Below are 20,816 nucleotides of genomic sequence, written 5' to 3'. Positions count from 1 at the left end.
CATAAAAAAAACGCCAACTTAAAAATTGGCGTTTTACATTTAATCTCTTATCCTGAAACATTTAAAAAAAATAAGGAATTTTAATTTCTAATCAATTTAACTGTTTTAGATTGATTATTCTCATTTGTTACTTTTAATAAGTAAACCCCTTTTGGTGCATTACCTAAATCAAGTGTAGTTGTACCAGAATTCATTTTTTGAGACTGAATAGTTTTTCCTGACAAATCAAATAAAACCATTGTACCGTTTGATTTGCTATCTACAGAAAAGTCATTACTTGATGGGTTAGGATACACTTTTAAACCACCATTAAAATCTAAATCATGGTCATCTACGCCTAGAGAACCAACATTAACCTGTACTTCTGTACGTTCGCTTTCACAAGAGACCGTTTGGGAAACATAATATTTACCAGTTACTAGTGTAGTTACCGGATCCAATTCAGTACCTCCTTCAGCTTGATTATACCATTTTAAGTTATCACCAACAGCTGTCAAATCTTGAACTTTTGCGTTAGTGCTTAAATTTTGCGGAGAATTCACCAAAGCTACTTGAGTAGAACAATAACGAAGAACAGCATCTTCAAGCTTAATTGCATTCAATACTCTAAAATAATAAACCTCCGTAATAGAAATAAACGCATTTGGCTTAATACTAAACTCAAATTCAGTAAACATATTGTTCCCTGAAGGTAGAATCTTTGCAGGATTAGTATCAGAACTAACAAAAAATCCACCCTCAAAATTATTTAAGTTAGTTACAGATATCTGCTTAGTAGTAACGCTACCATCAGCCACATAAGCTGACCCTACATAAGTAAAAGGCGAACCAGGACTTGAAAGATTCTTCCAATTTAAAGCATCAGTAGAAAATTGAATATTTGATTGATAAGCTAGATTATGTCCTGTTGGAGAATTATTATCCTCAACAGTAACTCTAAGTCTGATAGCATCAAGATTATAAATTGTCAAAGGTGTGTTTAATGGGGCTTTCCAAGTCGCTGTTGTTTCATCTCCATTATCATTTCGCCAACGGTAAGCAGACATTCTTGTGTTTGCATTGGCATAAAAGAAATTAGCAAGTAATAATGTAAAAAGTAAAGTTTTATTCATATTCTTATTATTTTATTTTTAATTAATTTGTTTTTAAAGTTTTAATTTGTGTCTACTCTTATAGTTTTAAATTTTAAGGTTAATAGATAAAATAATACAAAAAGGGTAAGAAATAAAGGAAAAAACAAAGGGTACTTTGTAAATATTGACAAATTATTATTTGGCTGAATGGTTCCAGAAACCAATGTATTACTAGTTTCTTTTTTCTCTGAGACAATTACCCCATCACTATTAATTATTGCATTAACGCCACAATTATTAGCAATACAAATATCTTTGCGATTTTCTACAGCCTGAAGACGAGCATAATAAAAATGTAAATCGGATATATAGTTATCTTTGAACCAGCCATCATTACTTAGATTAAAAAAAAAGTTGGCACCGTTTTTAACCTGTTCCACTCCACTATTTTCAACGACTACCTCATTACAAATTAAATTACCGGCTTTACCAAAACTAGTTTGAATAGGTTGATTACTTTCTCCTTTTGACAGAACAAAACCCTCTTGAGTCAAAAAAGGAACAAGAAATCTTCCTAATGGCTCCTCGATACCCTTAAGCAAAACCTGTTTGTTATAAATTCCATTAACCTTGTTTTGGTTATCTATATAAAAAATCGAATTATAAAGTTTTTTACGAATACTATCCTGATTATTAATTCCAATAACATGAATAGGATCACCACTACTACTTATTTTTATTATTTCCCTCAATAAATCGTCATTGACATTATAAGTCCATGGTATTGTTGTTTCTGGCCAAATAATAAAATCTGGTCTAAGTGCTGCCGCGTCTTTACAAAGTTGAAAGTAATTATTAGCTAATGTATTCCCATTCTCGCTATTCCATTTAGTCTCAGGATTCGTATTATCTGAAACAATAGCTACTTTAAAAGATTTTCCAACTGGATCAAGAGTGTAAGTATTAAAAATAACATACCCCGATACAAACATAAGGGCAAGAGTTAAAAAGCTATAGCCTAAATATATTTTCTTTTTTTGTATAAAAAAATCAGCTATAAAAAGATTAATCAAAACCGTCAAAAAGCTTAATAATACCAAACCTCCCAAACTTGTTAATTGAATAGTATAAAGATTGGTAACAAAAGGAAAACCAATTCTAAAATAATGTAATGGAAATGACTGCAATACAAAAGCTAATCCAAACTCCGAAATTGCCCAAATTGCCGCTACACATAATCTATTAAGAAACAATGTACTATTTGATTCTACTTTTGTAACCCATATCATCCTAATAACCCAAAAAAGAATAGAAAAATAAAGACCTAAAAAAATACTACTAATAATACAAACACAAACTCCATAAAGAGAGCTATTTCCTGTATAATGACTCACCCCTTGAATCATCCATGAAAACATCCCTATTCCTATTCCAAAACCAAAAATAAAACCAATAGCAATTGATTTTTTTATAGAACTTACATTGATAATTACAAATAAAGGAACCAATGCAATACAGATAAGCAAAATCCAGAGATGAGTATTCGCAAAGTTTAATAGTAATCCTGAAGCAAGCGTTATTAATAAAGTATTTATTTTTATTCCCATTTATATTAATTTAATAAATCAAAGTGGTTTTTTTAACAATTTTAAGACGGCAAATATACTTTTTTTAACATATAAAACAATATGAAAATTAAACAGATTTTTTTCTGGATTTATCATATAAAAAAAGCGCTACTTTATTAAGTAGCGCTTTTTTTGAATATGTGAATTAACAAAAAAACAACCTCGAGTGAGTATTCAATTTCTAGGAAGTTGCAAATTATAAAAAGACATTCTAAGAATAAAATTAAGTCGATAAAGTGCGCCTAAAATCGGATAAAATGTATCTTATTCATAAACAACCTCATTCTTCAAAAATAGAAGTATCAAATTCTAGGGTATAAAAAAAGCCCCATTCCTGGGGCTTTTAAAATTTATGCTTGTCCTGCCGGACCGAAGTTAAGCGGTATCGGTGCTTGTTCAGTTTCCTTGATTTCGCCATGAGCGACTTCAAATCGATGAATATTTTCTCCAATAGCTTTTAGTAATCGTTTAGCATGTTGCGGTGTCAAGACAATTCTTGACTTTACCTTGGCTTTAGGAATACCTGGCATAATACTTACAAAATCTAAAACAAATTCTGAAGAAGAATGATTAATAATTGCTAAGTTGGAATAAATTCCTTCAGCAATTTTCTCATCTAATTCTATATTAATTTGCTCTTGTTGTTGGTTCGAATTACTCATAGTTTCCTAAATTAATAAATATATTCTTCTTTATTAGCCATCATTTCGTTGTAATCATCTTTAGATCCTACAATTGTATTATCGTATTCTCTCATACCAGTTCCTGCAGGAATTCTGTGTCCAACAATTACATTTTCTTTCAATCCTTCTAAGTAATCTACTTTACCTGCTACTGCAGCTTCGTTAAGTACTTTTGTTGTTTCTTGGAAAGAAGCGGCAGAAATGAATGATTTAGTTTGTAGCGAAGCTCTTGTAATACCTTGTAGAACTGGCGTTGCAGTTGCAGTAATTACATCTCTAGCTACTACTAGATTTTTATCTGTACGTTTCAATAATGAATTTTCATCACGTAATTCACGAGGAGAAATAATCTGACCCGCTTTTAATACACTAGAATCTCCAGCATCTTCAACAACTTTCATTCCGTATAATTTATCGTTTTGAACGATGAAATCTTTAGTATGAATCAATTGATCTTCTAAGAATAAAGTATCACCTGGATCTTGTACTCTTACTTTACGCATCATCTGACGAATAACAACCTCGAAGTGTTTGTCATTGATTTTTACCCCTTGCAAACGGTATACCTCTTGAATTTCATTTACCAAGTACTGTTGAACAGCTGCTGGCCCTTGAATTCTTAAAATATCGTCTGGAGTAATAGCACCGTCTGACAATGGTACACCTGCTCTAACGAAGTCATTCTCTTGAACTAGAATTTGACTTGATAATTTAACCAAGTATTTTCTAACATCACCAAATTTAGATTCTATAACGATCTCACGGTTACCTCTTTTGATTTTTCCAAAAGAAACAACTCCATCAATCTCAGAAACTACAGCTGGGTTCGAAGGATTACGAGCTTCTAACAACTCTGTAATTCTTGGTAAACCTCCTGTAATATCTCCTGATTTAGAAGAACGACGTGGGATTTTCACCAATACTTTACCTGCTTTAATCTTCTCACCGTTTTCAACCATTAAGTGGGCTCCAACTGGTAAGTTATAAGAACGAATTAATTCACCTTCTTTACCGTAAACTAATAAAGTTGGAATTAATTTTTTAGCTCTTGATTCAGAAATTACTTTTTCTTGGAATCCTGTTTGCTCATCAATTTCAACCATGAATGATTGACCTTGCTCTAAATCTTCGTAAGCAATTTTACCAGTAAATTCAGAAACAATAACTCCATTATATGGATCCCATTTACAAATAACATCTCCTTTAACAACCGATTGTCCATCTTTTACAAAGATACTAGATCCGTAAGGAATGTTGTTTGTACTTAATAAGATACCTGTTCTTTCATCAATTAATTTCAATTCAGTAGAACGAGATACTACAATATCAACTGCATTTCCTTCGTTATCCTCACCTTTAACAGTTTTTAAATCTTCGATTTCTAGTTTACCATTAAATCTTGTAATGATGCTAGATTCTTCAGAGATACCACCCGCAACCCCTCCAACGTGGAAAGTACGTAATGTTAACTGTGTTCCTGGCTCTCCAATAGATTGAGCAGCAATTACTCCAACTGCCTCACCTCTTTGAGTCATTTTACCAGTAGCTAAGTTTCTACCGTAACATTTAGCACAGATTCCTTTAACAGCTTCACAAGTTAATGGAGAACGAACTTCAACTTTCTCAACTGGAGAAGCCTCAATTGCTTTCATTATAGCTTCTGTGATTTGCTCACCAGATCTTACTAAATAGTCACTTGTTAAAGGATTAATTACATCTTGCAATGCAACACGTCCTAATATTCTTTCTCCTAACGATTCAACAATCTCTTCATTCTTTTTCAATGCAGAAACTTCAACACCTCTAAGAGTACCACAATCCTCAATGTTAACAATAACATCTTGAGAAACGTCATGTAATCTTCTTGTTAAGTAACCAGCATCGGCAGTTTTAAGAGCCGTATCCGCAAGACCTTTACGAGCACCGTGAGTAGAAATAAAGTACTCAAGGATCGAAAGTCCTTCCTTAAAGTTAGAAAGAATCGGGTTTTCAATAATTTCACCACCACCAGCAGTAGATTTTTTAGGCTTAGCCATCAAACCACGCATACCAGTTAACTGACGAATCTGTTCTTTAGATCCCCTTGCTCCAGAGTCAAGCATCATATATACAGAGTTGAATCCTTGTTGATCTTCTCTAATATTTTTCATTGCTAACTCTGTAAGTTGAGCATTTGCAGAAGTCCAAACATCAATAACTTGGTTGTAACGTTCGTTATTGGTAATAAGACCCATGTTATAGTTTGTTGAGATACCTTCAACTTGCTCTCTAGCATCTGCAATCAACTTAGTTTTTTGTTCTGGAATTCTAATATCACCAAGAGAGAATGATAAACCTCCTCTAAAGGCAAATTTATACCCCATATCTTTCATATTGTCCAAGAAGGCAGCAGTAGTAGGTACATTGGTTGCGCTTAAAACGTGTCCAATAATATCTCTAAGGTTTTTCTTAGTCAATACATCATTAATATATCCAGCAGCCTCAGGTACTACTTCATTAAACAATACACGACCAGCGGTAGTTTTAATGATTTGGTACACTAATTCTCCAGCTTCATTAAAATCTTTTGCTCTAATTTTCACTGAAGCATTCAATTCTAATCTTCCTTCGTTTAATGCGATATTTACTTCTTCTGCAGAGTAAAAAGTTAGGCCTTCACCTAAAATTGTAAGCTCTGGAGTAGTAAGACGTTCTTTGGTCATATAATATAGACCCAAGACCATATCCTGAGAAGGTACAGTAATCGGCGCACCGTTAGCAGGGTTCAAGATATTGTGAGAAGCCAACATTAACAATTGTGCTTCTAAAATAGCCTCTGGTCCTAATGGTAAGTGTACCGCCATTTGATCCCCATCAAAATCGGCATTAAATGCCGTACAAACTAGAGGGTGCAATTGGATTGCTTTTCCTTCAATTAATTTTGGTTGGAATGCTTGGATACCTAATCTGTGCAAAGTAGGAGCACGATTCAGTAATATTGGGTGACCTTTAATTACATTTTCAAGGATATCCCAAACTACTGGCTCTTTCTTATCTATAATTTTTTTAGCAGATTTTACCGTTTTAACAATACCTCTTTCTATCAATTTACGGATAACAAAAGGCTTGTATAATTCAGATGCCATATCTTTAGGGATACCACATTCGAATAATTTTAATTCCGGTCCAACAACAATTACCGAACGAGCAGAATAATCCACACGTTTTCCTAAAAGGTTTTGACGGAAACGTCCTTGTTTACCTTTTAATGAATCTGATAATGATTTTAATGGTCTGTTTGATTCTGTTTTAACAGCAGAAGCTTTACGCGTATTATCAAATAATGAATCTACTGATTCTTGCAACATACGTTTCTCGTTTCTTAAGATAACTTCTGGAGCTTTAATCTCCATTAATCTTTTCAAACGGTTGTTACGTATAATTACACGACGGTATAAATCATTTAAATCTGAAGTTGCAAAACGACCTCCATCAAGTGGCACAAGCGGACGTAATTCTGGTGGAATAACAGGAACCACTTTCATGATCATCCATTCTGGACGGTTTTCGCGGTTTAAGTTAGACTCACGGAAAGACTCAACTACTTGTAATCTTTTTAATGCTTCTGTTTTACGTTGTTTAGATGTTTCGTTGTTAGCGCTATGTCTTAGTTGGTAAGATAACTCGTCTAAGTCAATACGTGCCAATAAATCCATAATACACTCTGCTCCCATTTTGGCAACAAATTTATTAGGATCAAAATCATCTAAATATTGATTGTCTTGAGGAAGAGAATCTAAAATATTTAAATATTCTTCTTCAGTTAAAAAGTCTAATCTTTGTAAAGATTCTCCATCTGCATTTTTAGCAATACCTGCTTGGATTACTACGTATCTTTCGTAGTAAATAATCATATCTAATTTCTTAGAAGGAAGCCCAAGGATATAACCAATTTTATTAGGAAGAGAACGGAAATACCAGATATGAGCAATAGGCACAACAAGGTTGATATGTCCTACTCTATCACGACGTACTTTCTTTTCAGTAACTTCAACACCACAACGGTCACATATAATACCTTTGTAACGAATTCTTTTATATTTACCACAAGCACATTCAAAATCCTTAACAGGTCCGAAGATTCTTTCGCAGAAAAGTCCGTCACGTTCTGGTTTGTGAGTTCTGTAGTTAATTGTTTCTGGTTTCAACACCTCTCCTCTTGATTCTTTCAAGATAGATTCTGGTGAAGCCAATCCGATAGAGATTTTATTAAATCTTTTAACTGGATTTTTATCTTTATTATTGTTTCTATTATTCATCATAGTTTTTACTATTGATTTATTTGCAATTAAAAAATTGATTCTTGTTTTAATCTAAAGTCAAATGTCTTAAAGTTTTTAAAGTCACGAATGACTTTATACTTTGGACTTTCAAACTTTCGACTTAAAAACTACCTCGGGTTACTTCTCTAAACTTCAAACCTCTATTTTGAAGTGCTAATTATAAAACTTTTCAGGTTTAAATAAAAAATCGGAACGGGTTACGGGTATAAATCCTAAAAACTTTTATTTTGGTAAACAGCTTAAGTCCCAGTTTTCAGTGTGAACTGAATACTGAGACTGTAACTGAAAACTTTATTTATTCTTCTAGACGAATATCAAGTCCAAGACCTTTCAATTCGTGCATCAATACATTGAATGATTCTGGTAAACCTGGTTCTGGCATTGACTCTCCCTTAACGATTGCTTCGTAAGTTTTAGCTCTACCAATAACGTCATCAGACTTAACAGTTAAGATTTCACGTAGTGTACTTGATGCTCCATAAGCCTCAAGTGCCCAAACCTCCATCTCTCCAAAACGCTGACCTCCAAATTGAGCTTTACCTCCAAGTGGTTGTTGTGTAATCAACGAGTATGGTCCGATAGAACGTGCGTGCATCTTATCATCTACCATGTGTCCTAATTTCAACATGTAGATTACACCTACAGTTGCTCTTTGGTGGAAACGTTCTCCTGTTCCTCCATCATACAAATACGTATGACCGAATCTTGGTATTCCCGCTTCGTCAGTCAATTCGTTGATTTGATCTAAAGTAGCACCATCAAAAATTGGAGTAGCAAATTTTCTACCTAAATTTTGTCCAGCCCAACCTAAAACCGTTTCATAAATCTGACCAATGTTCATACGAGAAGGTACCCCAAGTGGATTCAATACAATATCTACAGGTGTTCCGTCTTCAAGGAAAGGCATATCTTCATGACGAACGATTCTTGCAACAATACCTTTGTTACCGTGACGTCCTGCCATTTTATCCCCTACTTTCAACTTACGTTTTTTAGCAATATAAATTTTTGCTAATTTCAAAATTCCTGCTGGCAATTCATCTCCAACAGTAATAGTGAATTTCTCTCTTCTTAAAGATCCTTGTAAGTCATTCAACTTAATTTTATAGTTATGAATTAAATCATTAACCATTTTATTAGTTGCGTCATCTGCAACCCATTGACCTTTACTTAAGTGAGCAAAATCTTCTACAGCGTAAAGCATTTTTTGAGTATATTTTTTACCTTTTGGTAAAACTTCTTCACCCAAATCATTCATTACACCTTGAGATGTTTTTCCGTTAACGATCAAGAATAATTTTTCAACCAATCTGTCTTTTAATTCAACAAATTTAGTTTCAAATTCCATTTCCAAAGCACCTAAAGCATCTTTGTCTTGTGTACGTTTACGTTTATCTTTTACGGCTCTTGCAAATAATTTTTTATCAAGAACTACACCATGTAAAGAAGGAGAAGCTTTTAATGAAGCATCTTTAACATCACCTGCTTTATCTCCGAAGATTGCACGAAGCAATTTCTCTTCTGGAGTAGGATCTGATTCTCCTTTTGGAGTAATTTTTCCGATAAGAATGTCGCCAGGTTTAACCTCTGCTCCAATTCTAATCATACCGTTTTCATCTAAATCTTTAGTAGCTTCTTCAGAAACGTTAGGAATATCATTAGTTAACTCTTCGTTACCTAATTTTGTATCTCTAACTTCTAATGAATAATCATCTACGTGAATTGAAGTAAAGATATCATCACGAACTACTTTTTCAGAAATTACAATCGCATCCTCAAAGTTATACCCTTTCCATGGCATGAACGCTACTTTTAGGTTACGACCTAAAGCTAATTCTCCATTTTGTGTAGCATATCCTTCTGATAATACTTGACCAAGTGCTACTCTATCACCTTTCTTAACGATTGGTTTCAAGTTGATGCTTGTTCCTTGATTGGTTTTTCTAAATTTAATTAGATTATATGTTTTTTCATCAGACTCAAAACTAACCATTCTTTCTTCTTCAGAACGATCGTATTTAATAGTGATGATGTTTGCATCAACATATTCTACTGTTCCATCTCCTTCTGCATTAATCAATACTCTTGAATCAGACGCAACTTGACGCTCTAAACCTGTTCCTACAATAGGAGCTTCAGGGCGAATTAAAGGTACTGCCTGACGCATCATGTTTGATCCCATCAAGGCTCTATTCGCATCATCATGCTCTAAGAAAGGAATCAAAGATGCAGAAATAGAAGCAATTTGATTTGGAGCAACGTCTGTATAATCTACCTGTGTTGGGTCGATTACAGGGAAATCACCTTCCTGACGTGCAATTACGTTTTCAGCGATAATTTTTCCTGTTGCATCCATTTCGATGTTTGCTTGCGCAATCAACATTCCTTCTTCTTCTTCAGCACTTAAATATACTGGAGTAGTTTCTAAATCTACAACACCGTTAGTTACTTTACGGTAAGGAGTTTCGATGAAACCCATTCCGTTAACTTTAGCATAAACACCAAGAGATGAGATCAAACCAATGTTTGGTCCCTCAGGAGTTTCAATTGGACATAAACGTCCGTAATGCGTATAGTGAACGTCACGTACCTCGAAACCAGCTCTTTCTCTAGAAAGTCCACCTGGTCCAAGTGCAGATAATCTTCTTTTGTGCGTAATCTCAGCAAGTGGATTCGTTTGATCCATAAATTGAGACAACTGGTTAGTACCAAAGAAAGAGTTGATAACTGATGATAATGTTTTAGCATTAATCAAATCAATTGGTGTAAACACCTCGTTATCTCTAACGTTCATTCTCTCACGAATAGTTCTAGCCATACGTGCTAAACCAACACCGAATTGTTGAGACAATTGTTCTCCAACTGTTCTAACACGACGGTTTGATAAGTGATCAATATCATCAATCTCAGCTTTAGAGTTGATTAATTCAATCAAATATTTTACAATGGTAATGATATCTTCTTTGGTAAGCACTTGCTTTTCCATTGGAATATCTAAACCAAGTTTTTTGTTCATTCTATAACGACCAACTTCACCTAAGTTATAACGTTGATCAGAGAAGAACAATTTATCTATAATACCACGAGCAGTTTCCTCATCAGGCGGTTCAGCGTTACGCAACTGACGGTAAATATGCTCAACAGCTTCTTTTTCAGAGTTTGTTGGATCTTTTTGTAATGTATTGTGGATAATAGCATAATCTGCTTGATTATTATCCTCTTTATGTAACAAAATAGATTTAACGTTAGAATCGATAATTTCTTCAACATTATCTTTGTCGATAATAGTATCTCTATCAAGGATGATTTCGTTACGTTCGATAGAAACTACTTCACCAGTATCTTCATCAACGAAATCCTCATGCCATGTATTTAATACACGTGCAGCAAGTCTTCTTCCAATATATTTTTTAATACCTGTTTTAGAAACTTTAATTTCTTCAGCAAGGTCGAAAATCTCAAGGATATCCTTATCTCTTTCGAATCCAATTGCACGGAATAAAGTTGTAACTGGTAATTTTTTCTTTCTATCGATATAAGCATACATTACGCTATTGATATCTGTAGAAAATTCTATCCAAGATCCTTTAAAAGGAATTACTCTTGCAGAATAAAGTTTTGTTCCATTTGCGTGGAATGATTGTCCAAAGAAAACCCCAGGAGAACGGTGTAGTTGAGATACTACAACACGCTCAGCACCATTGATTACAAAAGTACCGCTTGGAGTCATATAAGGTATTGTTCCAAGATAAACATCTTGTACAATAGTTTCAAAATCTTCGTGTTCTGGATCTGTACAATATAGTTTTAACCTAGCTTTTAAAGGCACACTATAAGTAAGACCTCTCTCTATACATTCTTGAATTGTATAACGTGGTGGATCAACAAAATAATCTAGGAACTCCAACACAAAGTTATTTCTTGTATCTGTGATTGGAAAATTTTCCATGAAGGTGTTGTACAACCCTTCGTTGCCTCTTTCATCAGATTTAGTTTCTAATTGAAAAAAATCTTTAAAAGATTTAACCTGAACATCTAGAAAATCTGGATATACAGGGATATTTTTTGTAGAGGCAAAATTCAATCTTTCAGTCTGATTTGTTATCATCAATGGACAAAATTTTGATTAAAAAAAAGTAGTTTTTTGTGTAAAAACACATTGTTTAATTTATACTTTCTTTTTATAATCAATACATCTTTAAAAATAATCCGATAAATTCGGTTCAATTTTTTTTCTTCGTATTGATCAAAAACTTTTTCGTATTTTAAACTATTTGATAATAAAACATGCTATATTTTATTATACGAAAAATGGTTTAGGCCATTGAGATAACTCAAGACCTAAACCTAGTTCTTAAAACTGAGTTGAATTATTTAAGCTCAACAACAGCTCCAGCTTCTTCTAATGATTTTTTAAGACCTTCAGCCTCTTCTTTAGAAACACCTTCTTTAACGTTACTTGGAGCACTATCAACTACATCTTTAGCTTCTTTAAGACCTAAACCTGTAAGTTCTTTTACCAATTTAACTACAGCTAATTTAGAAGCACCAGCTTCTTTCAATACAACTGTAAATTCTGTTTGTGCTTCTTCAGCAGCTACATCACCACCAGCAGCAACTACAACAGCTGCAGCAGCAGGCTCAATACCATACTCGTCTTTTAATATTGTTGCTAATTCGTTAACTTCTTTAACTGTTAGGTTAACTAATTGTTCTGCGAATTGTTTCAAATCTGCCATTTTTTCTATCGTTTAAAATGATTTGTAAAATATAATTATTTATTGTGCGCTATTTAAGCAGCAAGGAAATACGATCCCCTCGCATTTTTGTTATTATGCTTCTGCCTCTTCGCTGTTTGCGAATTGGTTTTGTAAAGCAGAGATAACTCTTTGAGCTGGAGATTGAAGTAATCCAATAAGTTCTCCAAGAAGTTCTTCTTTAGATTTGATAGTTGCTAATGCATCTAATTGATCATCTCCAATGTAAACTTCTGAATTAATAAAAGCTCCTTTTAAAATTGGTTTATCAGATTTCTTACGGAAATCTTTGATAATTTTTCCAGGTGCATTTGCAACATCTGAAATAAAGATTGAAGTGTTTCCTTTCAATACTGAAGGTAACTCACCATAATTATTTTCAGAAGCTTCCATAGCTTTTGCAAGCAATGTATTTTTTACAACCTCTAATTTTATACCTGCTTTAAAACAAGCTCTTCTCAAATTTGAAGTTGTTTCTGCATTTAGTCCAGAAATATCTGCTACATAAACAATATTTGTACCAGCTAACTGTGCAGTTAAATCTTCAATCGCGATTGATTTTTCTTCTCTAGTCATACTAAAAATTTTTAACTACCAATTATACTGCTTTAGGGTCCAAAGCAATTGCTGGACTCATAGTGCTAGTAAGGTGAATTCCTTTAATGTAGGTACCTTTAGCAGCAGTTGGTTTAAGTTTGATTAATGTTTGAATAATTTCGTGTGCATTGTCATAAATTTGCTCAGCTCCAAAAGAAACTTTACCAATTCCTGCATGTACGATACCAGTTTTATCAACTTTAAAGTCAATTTTACCAGCTTTAACCTCTTGAACAGCTTTTGCAACATCCATAGTTACAGTACCTGTTTTAGGGTTTGGCATTAAACCTCTAGGTCCTAAAATACGACCTAATGGACCTAATTTACCCATTACAGCTGGCATAGTGATGATAACATCAACATCAGTCCAACCATCTTTTATTTTTTGTAAATAATCATCAAGACCTACATAGTCTGCTCCAGCTTCTTTAGCTTCTGCTTCTTTATCTGGAGTAACTAATGCTAATACTTTTACATCTTTACCTGTTCCGTGAGGTAATGTTACCACACCTCTAACCATTTGATTCGCTTTTCTTGGATCTACACCCAATCGAACTGCGATATCAACAGACTCATCAAATTTTGCAGAAGCTATAACTTTAATTAATGCAGCTGCATCTTTTAAAGAATATAGTTTGTTCTTTTCAATTTTTGAAGCAGCCTCTTTTTGCTTTTTTGTCAATTTTGCCATGTCTTTCTCTTAATTAAAAAGGAGAATCTCCTGATACAGTTATACCCATAGATCTAGCTGTTCCAGCGACCATACTCATTGCAGACTCCATAGTGAATGCATTTAAGTCAGGCATCTTGTCTTCAGCAATAGCTCTAATTTGTTCCCAAGTAACACTAGCTACTTTTTTACGATTAGGCTCACCTGAACCAGATTTTAGCTTTGCAGCTTCCATTAACTGAACTGCTGCTGGAGGAGTTTTTACAACAAAATCAAATGATTTGTCTTTATACACAGTAATTTGTACTGGGCATATTTTGCCAGGTTTATCTTGTGTTCTAGCATTAAATTGCTTACAGAACTCCATGATATTAACCCCAGCAGCTCCTAAAGCAGGTCCAACCGGTGGCGACGGATTCGCAGCACCTCCCTTAACTTGTAGTTTAACTACCTTACTAATTTCTTTAGCCATTTTTTAAAAAATTTAACACTGCAATTATTGGAAGCAATTGTAGTGATTATTATAGATGTAACGAAAATTATACTTTTTCTACTTGCATAAAACTTAGCTCTAATGGAGTTTTTCTTCCGAAAATTTTAACCATTACTTCTAACTTACGCTTTTCTTCATTGATTTTTTCAACTGTTCCATTGAAACCATTGAAAGGTCCATCAATAACCTTAATTGTTTCTCCTAAGTTAAACGGAATCGAACGTGTATCTGTATTAACAGCCAGTTCATCAACCTTACCTAGCATTCTGTTTACCTCAGATAATCTAAGCGGAACAGGTTCTCCACCTTTAGTTTCACCTAAAAAACCAATTACACTAGTTATTGATTTAATAATATGAGGTATTTCACCAACTAAATTGGCTTCGATCATAACATATCCAGGAAAATATACTTTATCCTTAGCTATTTTTTTACCCTCTTTCACAGTTACTACTTTTTCAGTAGGAACTAAAACTTGGGAAACATAATCACCCATACCTAATCTGGCAATTTCCGTTTCGATATAAGTTTTGACTTTATTTTCTTGTCCACTTACTGCTCGAACCACATACCACTTTTTCACATTATTATCTGCCATTACAAAAAAATTACGCTTTTATCCAGTTAAAAAATCCAGCCAATGCTTTTGCAAAAAATTCATCTACTCCCCAAGTTGCCAAAGCGAATAATACTGAAAATACAGCTACTACAATTGTCAATCGTTGCACTTCTGCCCATGCTGGCCAAGTTACATTTGACTTCAATTCCTCGAATGCTTCTGATATGTAATTAACAACTTTTGTCATGAGATATATTTATTATTGCACGGGCGGAGGGATTCGAACCCCCATCAACGGTTTTGGAGACCGCTATTCTACCCTTGAACTACGCCCGTAATTAAAGCCAGTGGTCTCAGTTAAGAAAACCAACTGGCTTTTAAAATTTATTTTATAGGATTATCCTACGATTTCAGTTACCTGACCTGCTCCTACAGTTCTACCACCTTCACGGATAGCGAAACGTAAACCTACGCTCATTGCGATTGGGCTTAATAAAGAAACATTAATAGTCAAGTTGTCTCCTGGCATTACCATCTCTACTCCTTCTGGTAAAGTAATAACTCCTGTTACGTCAGTTGTACGTACGTAGAACTGTGGACGGTAGTTATTATGGAATGGAGTATGACGTCCACCTTCTTCTTTTTTCAAGATATAAACCTCTGCTTTAAAAGTAGCGTGTGGTTTTACTGATCCTGGCTTAATGATAACCATTCCTCTTTTGATAGATTCTTTATCAACACCTCTTAACAATAAACCTACGTTATCTCCAGCTTCTCCTCTATCAAGGATTTTACGGAACATCTCAACTCCTGTAATAGTAGAAGTTAATTTATCAGCTCCCATACCAATGATTTCAACAGGATCTCCTGTATTAGCAATACCAGTTTCGATACGACCTGTAGCAACAGTTCCACGTCCTGTAATTGTAAATACATCTTCAACTGGCATCAAGAATGGTTTAGCTACGTCACGCACTGGCTCTTCGATCCAAGCATCAACAGCCTCCATTAATTCAATAATTTTAGGAACCCAAGCAGGATCATTATTCAATCCTCCTAAAGCTGAACCTTGAACAACAGGACCATTATCTCCATCATATTCGTAGAAAGATAACAAGTCTCTGATTTCCATCTCAACAAGCTCTAACAACTCAGCATCATCAACCATATCCACTTTGTTCATAAAAACAACGATTCTTGGAATACCAACCTGACGTCCTAAAAGGATGTGCTCACGTGTTTGTGGCATTGGACCATCTGTAGCAGCAACTACTAAGATAGCTCCATCCATTTGAGCTGCTCCAGTAACCATGTTCTTTACGTAATCCGCGTGACCTGGACAGTCAACGTGAGCGTAATGACGATTAGCTGTTTCATACTCTACGTGTGAAGTATTAATTGTAATACCTCTTTCTTTCTCCTCTGGAGCGTTATCGATTTGATCAAACGATTTAGCTTGACAGTAACCTGCATCAGACAATACTTTAGTAATTGCTGCAGTTAATGTAGTTTTTCCGTGATCTACGTGTCCAATTGTACCTATGTTTAAGTGCGGTTTGGAACGATTAAAATTCTCCTTTGCCATTTTACTTAATTTTTAATCTTAGTTATATATTAATTTTCAATTTCCTACTTACTTGAGCCAATGTCGGGAATTGAACCCGAGACCTCTTCCTTACCAAGGAAGCACTCTACCCCTGAGCTACACCGGCAGAGCATTTTAATCTTCGACTTTAAATATCACTATTTAAAATCTTTTTTTTGTGGGGAGAGCAGGATTCGAACCTGCGAAGTTCTCACAGCAGATTTACAGTCTGCCCTCGTTGGCCGCTTGAGTATCTCCCCTTTTTTTTATCAATAATTACATGAACAATTTCAAATCGCATTTGAACTATTTAGAGCCGGCGGAGGGACTCGAACCCACGACCTGCTGATTACAAATCAGCTGCTCTAGCCAACTGAGCTACGCTGGCATTTTTGATAAAAAAAGTCCGCTATTTCTAACGGACTGCAAATGTAGCTATTTTATCTTTGAATCAAAACATTTTTTCAAAAAAATTACATTAAATATGTGTTCTTATTTTTTCTTTCCTCTTAACCAACAATCTTTCTAAGGACTCGGCCGAAAGCTCAACCGCCTCTTCAAAGGTTTTGCATTGCTTTTTAACCAAAAAATCATCACCAGGAACATTAATCTTTATCTCAGCAATTTTATTCTCCTTGTCACTTGTTTTTTCAACTTTCAAAAAAACATCTACTGATACCATCCTGTCATAATACTTTTCCAACTTATCCATTCTTTCTTGAACGAAATCTACCAATTTTCTGTCAACAGTAAAGTTAACCGCATTAATACTTACCTTCATAATAGTTATTTTAGAATTAAACATTTAAGAACTACTTTTTATTCCTAGGATGCGCATCTGCATACACTTTTTTAAGAGTCGCCAAACTACTATGCGTATATACCTGTGTAGATGCCAAACTTGAATGTCCCAATAATTCCTTTACTGAATTCAAATCAGCCCCGTTATTCAATAAATGAGTCGCAAATGTATGCCGGAGCACATGAGGACTTTTTTTTACCTTTTCAGAGACTTTACTAAAGTATGAATTTATTAATCGATACACAAAGGTTTCATTCAATTTTAACCCTTTTTTAGTAATAAAAAAATATTCCCCATCAACTATATTCTCAACACTTTCACGTTCTTTTACATACAACAAAAACTGCTCAGCAACAACAGGCAAAACAGGAACAATTCGTTCTTTATTACGCTTCCCCAACACTTTAATCGTATTAGCAGACAGATCAACATTAACTCCAAGCAAACCTATCAACTCCGCCCTTCGGATACCTGTCGTATAAAACAAATCAATTATCAATTTATCCCTAACCCCTTCAAACCCCTCAGAATCTCCCATTTGATTTATCAAATCTATCAATTCCTTTTCCGAAAACGGCACCTGCACCATCTTAGGAGTCTTTAAAGCCTTATGCTTCTGCATTGGACTAATCTCTATTTGCTTCGTCTTTAACAAAAACCTATAAAATGCTTTTAGAGACGCCATCTTACGATTAACAGAAACATTTGACACATTAGCATCCACAAGTGAAACCACCCATGACCTAATCTGACTATAATTCACCTGATCAATATTTTCCTGATCGAAATGCAATTTATTAAATAACTCAAAAGAAACAACGTCATTCATATAAGCACCCAAAGTATGTGAAGAATATTTTTTCTCCAACTGAAGATACTCTTGAAATGCCTGCTTATTTGTTTTCACTCTTACCTTATGTTTTTTTTACTTCTCTAAAGAACACAACACTACCATCCCTCCTTTACAATTCCAAGATTCAGAATCGTTCGATTTATAAAACGAAAAAACCGTTAGCATCAAAGTTATAAAATTTTGATGACTAACGGTATTTATTTGAATATAGATTTTATCTAACTCTCCAAGTTGTCTTTCATGTTTTGAATGTAAGCAGCTTTTTGAATTTTGATTCTATTTTTTACAGATGGCTTAATAAAAGCAGTACGTGCTCTTAACTGACGAACAGTTCCTGTTTTATCAAATTTTCTTTTATAGCGCTTTAATGCTCTATCGATATTTTCTCCGTCTTTAATTGGTATAATTAACATAATATTGACACCCCCTTTCGTTAAGTGTGCAAAAGTAAACATTATTTCCAATTACGAGTTATAAATTATGAATTATTTTTTTTCCTAATGAAATATTTATTATTGAGATAAGCGATCATAAATATTTTATTAATCAATACACGACACAACAACATTATATCATTACGTGAGGAATTGAAGCGAAAATCCTTTTTTGTTCTTTCTTTAAGAACAAAAGAATCACTTCGCTTAACATTTATTTTAATTGATACTCAATGAACTTCGTTTATAGCAGAAAGCCAACCATAAAAGAAGAAGCCAATCAACACAAATGAACATGCCCCAAAAAGTCAGACACTATTTGAGGCATTTTTTTACAAACATGTTCTTAATTATATAATCTAATCTTTTAAGATATTTCTTGAAATAACTAGTTTCTGAATTTCGGTAGTTCCCTCACCTATAGTACACAACTTAGAATCTCTATAGAATTTTTCTACTGGAAAATCTTTTGTATATCCATATCCTCCATGAATTTGAACTGCTTCGTTAGCCACTTTAACACATACTTCTGAAGCATACATCTTAGCCATTGCTCCCATCGTGGTTACTGGTTTATGTTGTTGTTTCAAAAACGCTGCTTTATGCAATAATAATTCTGAAGCTTCAATTTCAGTTGCCATATCTGCCAACTTGAACGAGATCCCTTGAAAGCTACTGATTGGTTGCCCGAATTGATACCTTTCTTTTGAATATTTCAACGCCGCTTCATATGCTCCTTTAGCGATCCCTAGAGATAATGCTCCTATTGAAATCCTCCCTCCATCTAAGATTTTCATTGCTTGTACAAAACCCTGTCCAACCTCTCCTAATCTATTAGCATCTGGCACACGGCAATTATCAAAAACCAGCTCCGCTGTTTCGCTTGCTCGCATACCTAATTTATTCTCTTTTTTTCCTGACGAAAAGCCTGGCATTCCTTTTTCAAAAACAAAAGCCGTCATTCCTTTAGAATCTCCCTTTTCTCCAGTACGAACAATTACAACTGCAATATCTCCCGAAATAGCATGTGTTATAAAATTTTTCGCTCCATTTACAACCCAAAAATCTCCATCCTTAACAGCCGTTGTATTCATACCTCCTGCATCTGAACCTGTATTATGTTCTGTTAGCCCCCACGCACCAATATGCTCTGCAGTTGCTAATTTAGGAATCCACTTTTTCTTTTGCTCTTCGTTACCAAAAGTCAAAATATGGTTTGTACATAATGAATTGTGAGCCGCGACTGACAATCCAATTGAAGGATCTACTTTTGAAATTTCCTCAATAATCGTTATATATTCATGATATCCCAATCCTGATCCACCATATTCTTCTGGAACCAAGACCCCCATAAACCCCATTGCTCCTAATTCTTTGAAGAGCGGAATTGGAAATGTTTGCGCTTCATCCCACTCCATTATATATGGACGGATATTTTTTTCAGCAAATTCTTTTATGGACTGAGCAATCATAGATTGCGTTTCGTTATATTCAAAATTCATTAGTATATTTTTAGAACTCCAAATATAAACGAATTATATTTGCTTTTTCAACAGGAAAGCCCTTAATTTTTATCAAATCCTCAATATTATTTATATTTCCATTCATACTTCGATGAGTTACTATTGCTTTTGCTAGCGCATATCGGAAATACGGAAAGCTAGAAAGCTCCTTTAGAGAAGCGTCATTTATTGCTATTTTTCTAAAAGAAGTGAGTTCTGAAATTTCAAAATGATTATTCAAATTCGAAATGACTTCTGGCGAAAGCCCCCATACTTCTTTAAGTTGCTCCATCGAAACAAAATATCCAAATCTTTCTTTTTGCTTTAAAATCCGCAAAGAAAGAACCTCTCCTACACCAGAAACTTTAACCAAATCTTCTTGAGATGCCTGATTAATATCTGTTAATATAATTTTCTTCTTTTTAAGAAATTTTTTCTCGCTTGAATAACTTTTATTACCTCTTACTTCTTTCTTATTAAGTATCCAATTAGGAAATTTAAAATAAGGAACCATAGTGGCTAATAAAGAATCTGAAACCTTAGTTACATCCTGAAACTCTTTGGGTGAGTTAACATATTTATTTTCTTTTCTAAAAACCAACAACCGATCAATTTCATCTACAGTCATACCTAATTTATAGCCTTTATAATCAGTAATGAAATTAGGATTAAATGAATACTTTTTTTCTTCTTTATCGCCATCATTATTTTTAATTGAATCTATCTCTTTTTGTAAAGACATCCATTTTTCTTTTTCAGGAAAGAAATATGATGACGAACTAAAATCTGCAAAAAAATAGATCAACTGCAAAACTATTATAATTGCAAAAAGTAAATAAATACCAATTCTTTGATCTC

The 20,816-nt window shown here is 34.1% G+C and carries 17 protein-coding genes and 4 tRNA genes; all 21 read right to left on the bottom strand.

Annotation, left to right across the window (positions count from 1 at the left end):
- Positions 1-80: 80 nt before the first annotated feature.
- On the bottom strand, positions 81-1,112 hold the full coding sequence (locus LPB87_RS01795) for a T9SS type A sorting domain-containing protein (RefSeq protein WP_230604626.1): 1,032 nt from the start codon (positions 1,110-1,112) through the stop codon (positions 81-83).
- Positions 1,113-1,153: 41 nt separating this feature from the next.
- Positions 1,154-2,680 carry an apolipoprotein N-acyltransferase gene (gene lnt, locus LPB87_RS01790; protein ID WP_230604624.1) on the bottom strand — a complete coding sequence of 509 codons (1,527 nt, stop codon included), beginning with the start codon at positions 2,678-2,680 and terminating at the stop codon, positions 1,154-1,156.
- Between the two features lie 371 nt (positions 2,681-3,051).
- Entirely contained in the window at positions 3,052-3,363 is a 312-nt protein-coding gene (locus LPB87_RS01785) for a DUF3467 domain-containing protein (protein ID WP_129537468.1), read from the bottom strand.
- Positions 3,364-3,374: 11 nt separating this feature from the next.
- The gene (gene rpoC / locus LPB87_RS01780) at positions 3,375-7,685 is read right to left on the bottom strand and encodes a DNA-directed RNA polymerase subunit beta' (RefSeq protein WP_230604622.1); all 4,311 of its coding nucleotides are present in this window, start codon (positions 7,683-7,685) and stop codon (positions 3,375-3,377) included.
- Positions 7,686-8,001: 316 nt separating this feature from the next.
- Positions 8,002-11,814, bottom strand: coding sequence for a DNA-directed RNA polymerase subunit beta (rpoB, locus tag LPB87_RS01775; RefSeq protein WP_230604620.1), 3,813 nt, complete (start codon positions 11,812-11,814; stop codon positions 8,002-8,004).
- A 262-nt stretch (positions 11,815-12,076) separates the two neighbouring features.
- Positions 12,077-12,445, bottom strand: coding sequence for a 50S ribosomal protein L7/L12 (rplL, locus tag LPB87_RS01770; RefSeq protein ID WP_039111372.1), 369 nt, complete (start codon positions 12,443-12,445; stop codon positions 12,077-12,079).
- 93 nt (positions 12,446-12,538) lie between these two features.
- The gene (gene rplJ / locus LPB87_RS01765) at positions 12,539-13,039 is read right to left on the bottom strand and encodes a 50S ribosomal protein L10 (protein ID WP_129537466.1); all 501 of its coding nucleotides are present in this window, start codon (positions 13,037-13,039) and stop codon (positions 12,539-12,541) included.
- A gap of 22 nt (positions 13,040-13,061) precedes the next feature.
- A complete protein-coding gene (gene rplA, locus LPB87_RS01760; protein ID WP_055094620.1) occupies positions 13,062-13,751 on the bottom strand; it encodes a 50S ribosomal protein L1 in 690 nt (229 codons plus the stop codon).
- Positions 13,752-13,764: 13 nt separating this feature from the next.
- Entirely contained in the window at positions 13,765-14,202 is a 438-nt protein-coding gene (gene rplK, locus LPB87_RS01755) for a 50S ribosomal protein L11 (RefSeq protein ID WP_035619182.1), read from the bottom strand.
- A 67-nt stretch (positions 14,203-14,269) separates the two neighbouring features.
- On the bottom strand, positions 14,270-14,821 hold the full coding sequence (gene nusG, locus LPB87_RS01750; RefSeq protein ID WP_129537465.1) for a transcription termination/antitermination protein NusG: 552 nt from the start codon (positions 14,819-14,821) through the stop codon (positions 14,270-14,272).
- Positions 14,822-14,831: 10 nt separating this feature from the next.
- Positions 14,832-15,029, bottom strand: coding sequence for a preprotein translocase subunit SecE (gene secE / locus LPB87_RS01745; RefSeq protein WP_035619188.1), 198 nt, complete (start codon positions 15,027-15,029; stop codon positions 14,832-14,834).
- An 18-nt stretch (positions 15,030-15,047) separates the two neighbouring features.
- A tRNA-Trp gene (locus LPB87_RS01740) sits at positions 15,048-15,118 on the bottom strand.
- Between the two features lie 61 nt (positions 15,119-15,179).
- Positions 15,180-16,367, bottom strand: a complete 1,188-nt coding sequence (gene tuf, locus LPB87_RS01735; RefSeq protein WP_129537464.1) for an elongation factor Tu — start codon at positions 16,365-16,367, stop codon at positions 15,180-15,182.
- A gap of 55 nt (positions 16,368-16,422) precedes the next feature.
- Positions 16,423-16,494: transfer RNA gene (locus LPB87_RS01730), tRNA-Thr, on the bottom strand.
- Positions 16,495-16,546: 52 nt separating this feature from the next.
- Positions 16,547-16,627: transfer RNA gene (locus LPB87_RS01725), tRNA-Tyr, on the bottom strand.
- A gap of 54 nt (positions 16,628-16,681) precedes the next feature.
- Positions 16,682-16,755: transfer RNA gene (locus LPB87_RS01720), tRNA-Thr, on the bottom strand.
- A gap of 90 nt (positions 16,756-16,845) precedes the next feature.
- Positions 16,846-17,148 (bottom strand): ribosome-associated translation inhibitor RaiA, encoded by a 303-nt coding sequence (gene raiA, locus LPB87_RS01715; protein WP_129537463.1) that lies wholly within the window; start codon positions 17,146-17,148, stop codon positions 16,846-16,848.
- Positions 17,149-17,179: 31 nt separating this feature from the next.
- Positions 17,180-18,076, bottom strand: coding sequence for a tyrosine-type recombinase/integrase (locus LPB87_RS01710; RefSeq protein WP_129537462.1), 897 nt, complete (start codon positions 18,074-18,076; stop codon positions 17,180-17,182).
- 164 nt (positions 18,077-18,240) lie between these two features.
- Positions 18,241-18,435: a 30S ribosomal protein S21 gene (gene rpsU / locus LPB87_RS01705; protein ID WP_039111382.1), complete on the bottom strand. Its 195-nt coding sequence runs from the start codon at positions 18,433-18,435 to the stop codon at positions 18,241-18,243.
- A gap of 380 nt (positions 18,436-18,815) precedes the next feature.
- On the bottom strand, positions 18,816-19,958 hold the full coding sequence (locus LPB87_RS01700; protein WP_129537461.1) for an acyl-CoA dehydrogenase family protein: 1,143 nt from the start codon (positions 19,956-19,958) through the stop codon (positions 18,816-18,818).
- A 10-nt stretch (positions 19,959-19,968) separates the two neighbouring features.
- Entirely contained in the window at positions 19,969-20,700 is a 732-nt protein-coding gene (locus LPB87_RS01695; protein ID WP_347348810.1) for a helix-hairpin-helix domain-containing protein, read from the bottom strand.
- Positions 20,701-20,816: the final 116 nt, after the last annotated feature.

Origin of the sequence: Flavobacterium sp. EDS (genome assembly GCF_020991525.1) — a bacterium.
In the GTDB taxonomy this organism is placed as follows: domain Bacteria; phylum Bacteroidota; class Bacteroidia; order Flavobacteriales; family Flavobacteriaceae; genus Flavobacterium.
This window is presented reverse-complemented; position numbering and strand designations above follow the sequence as displayed.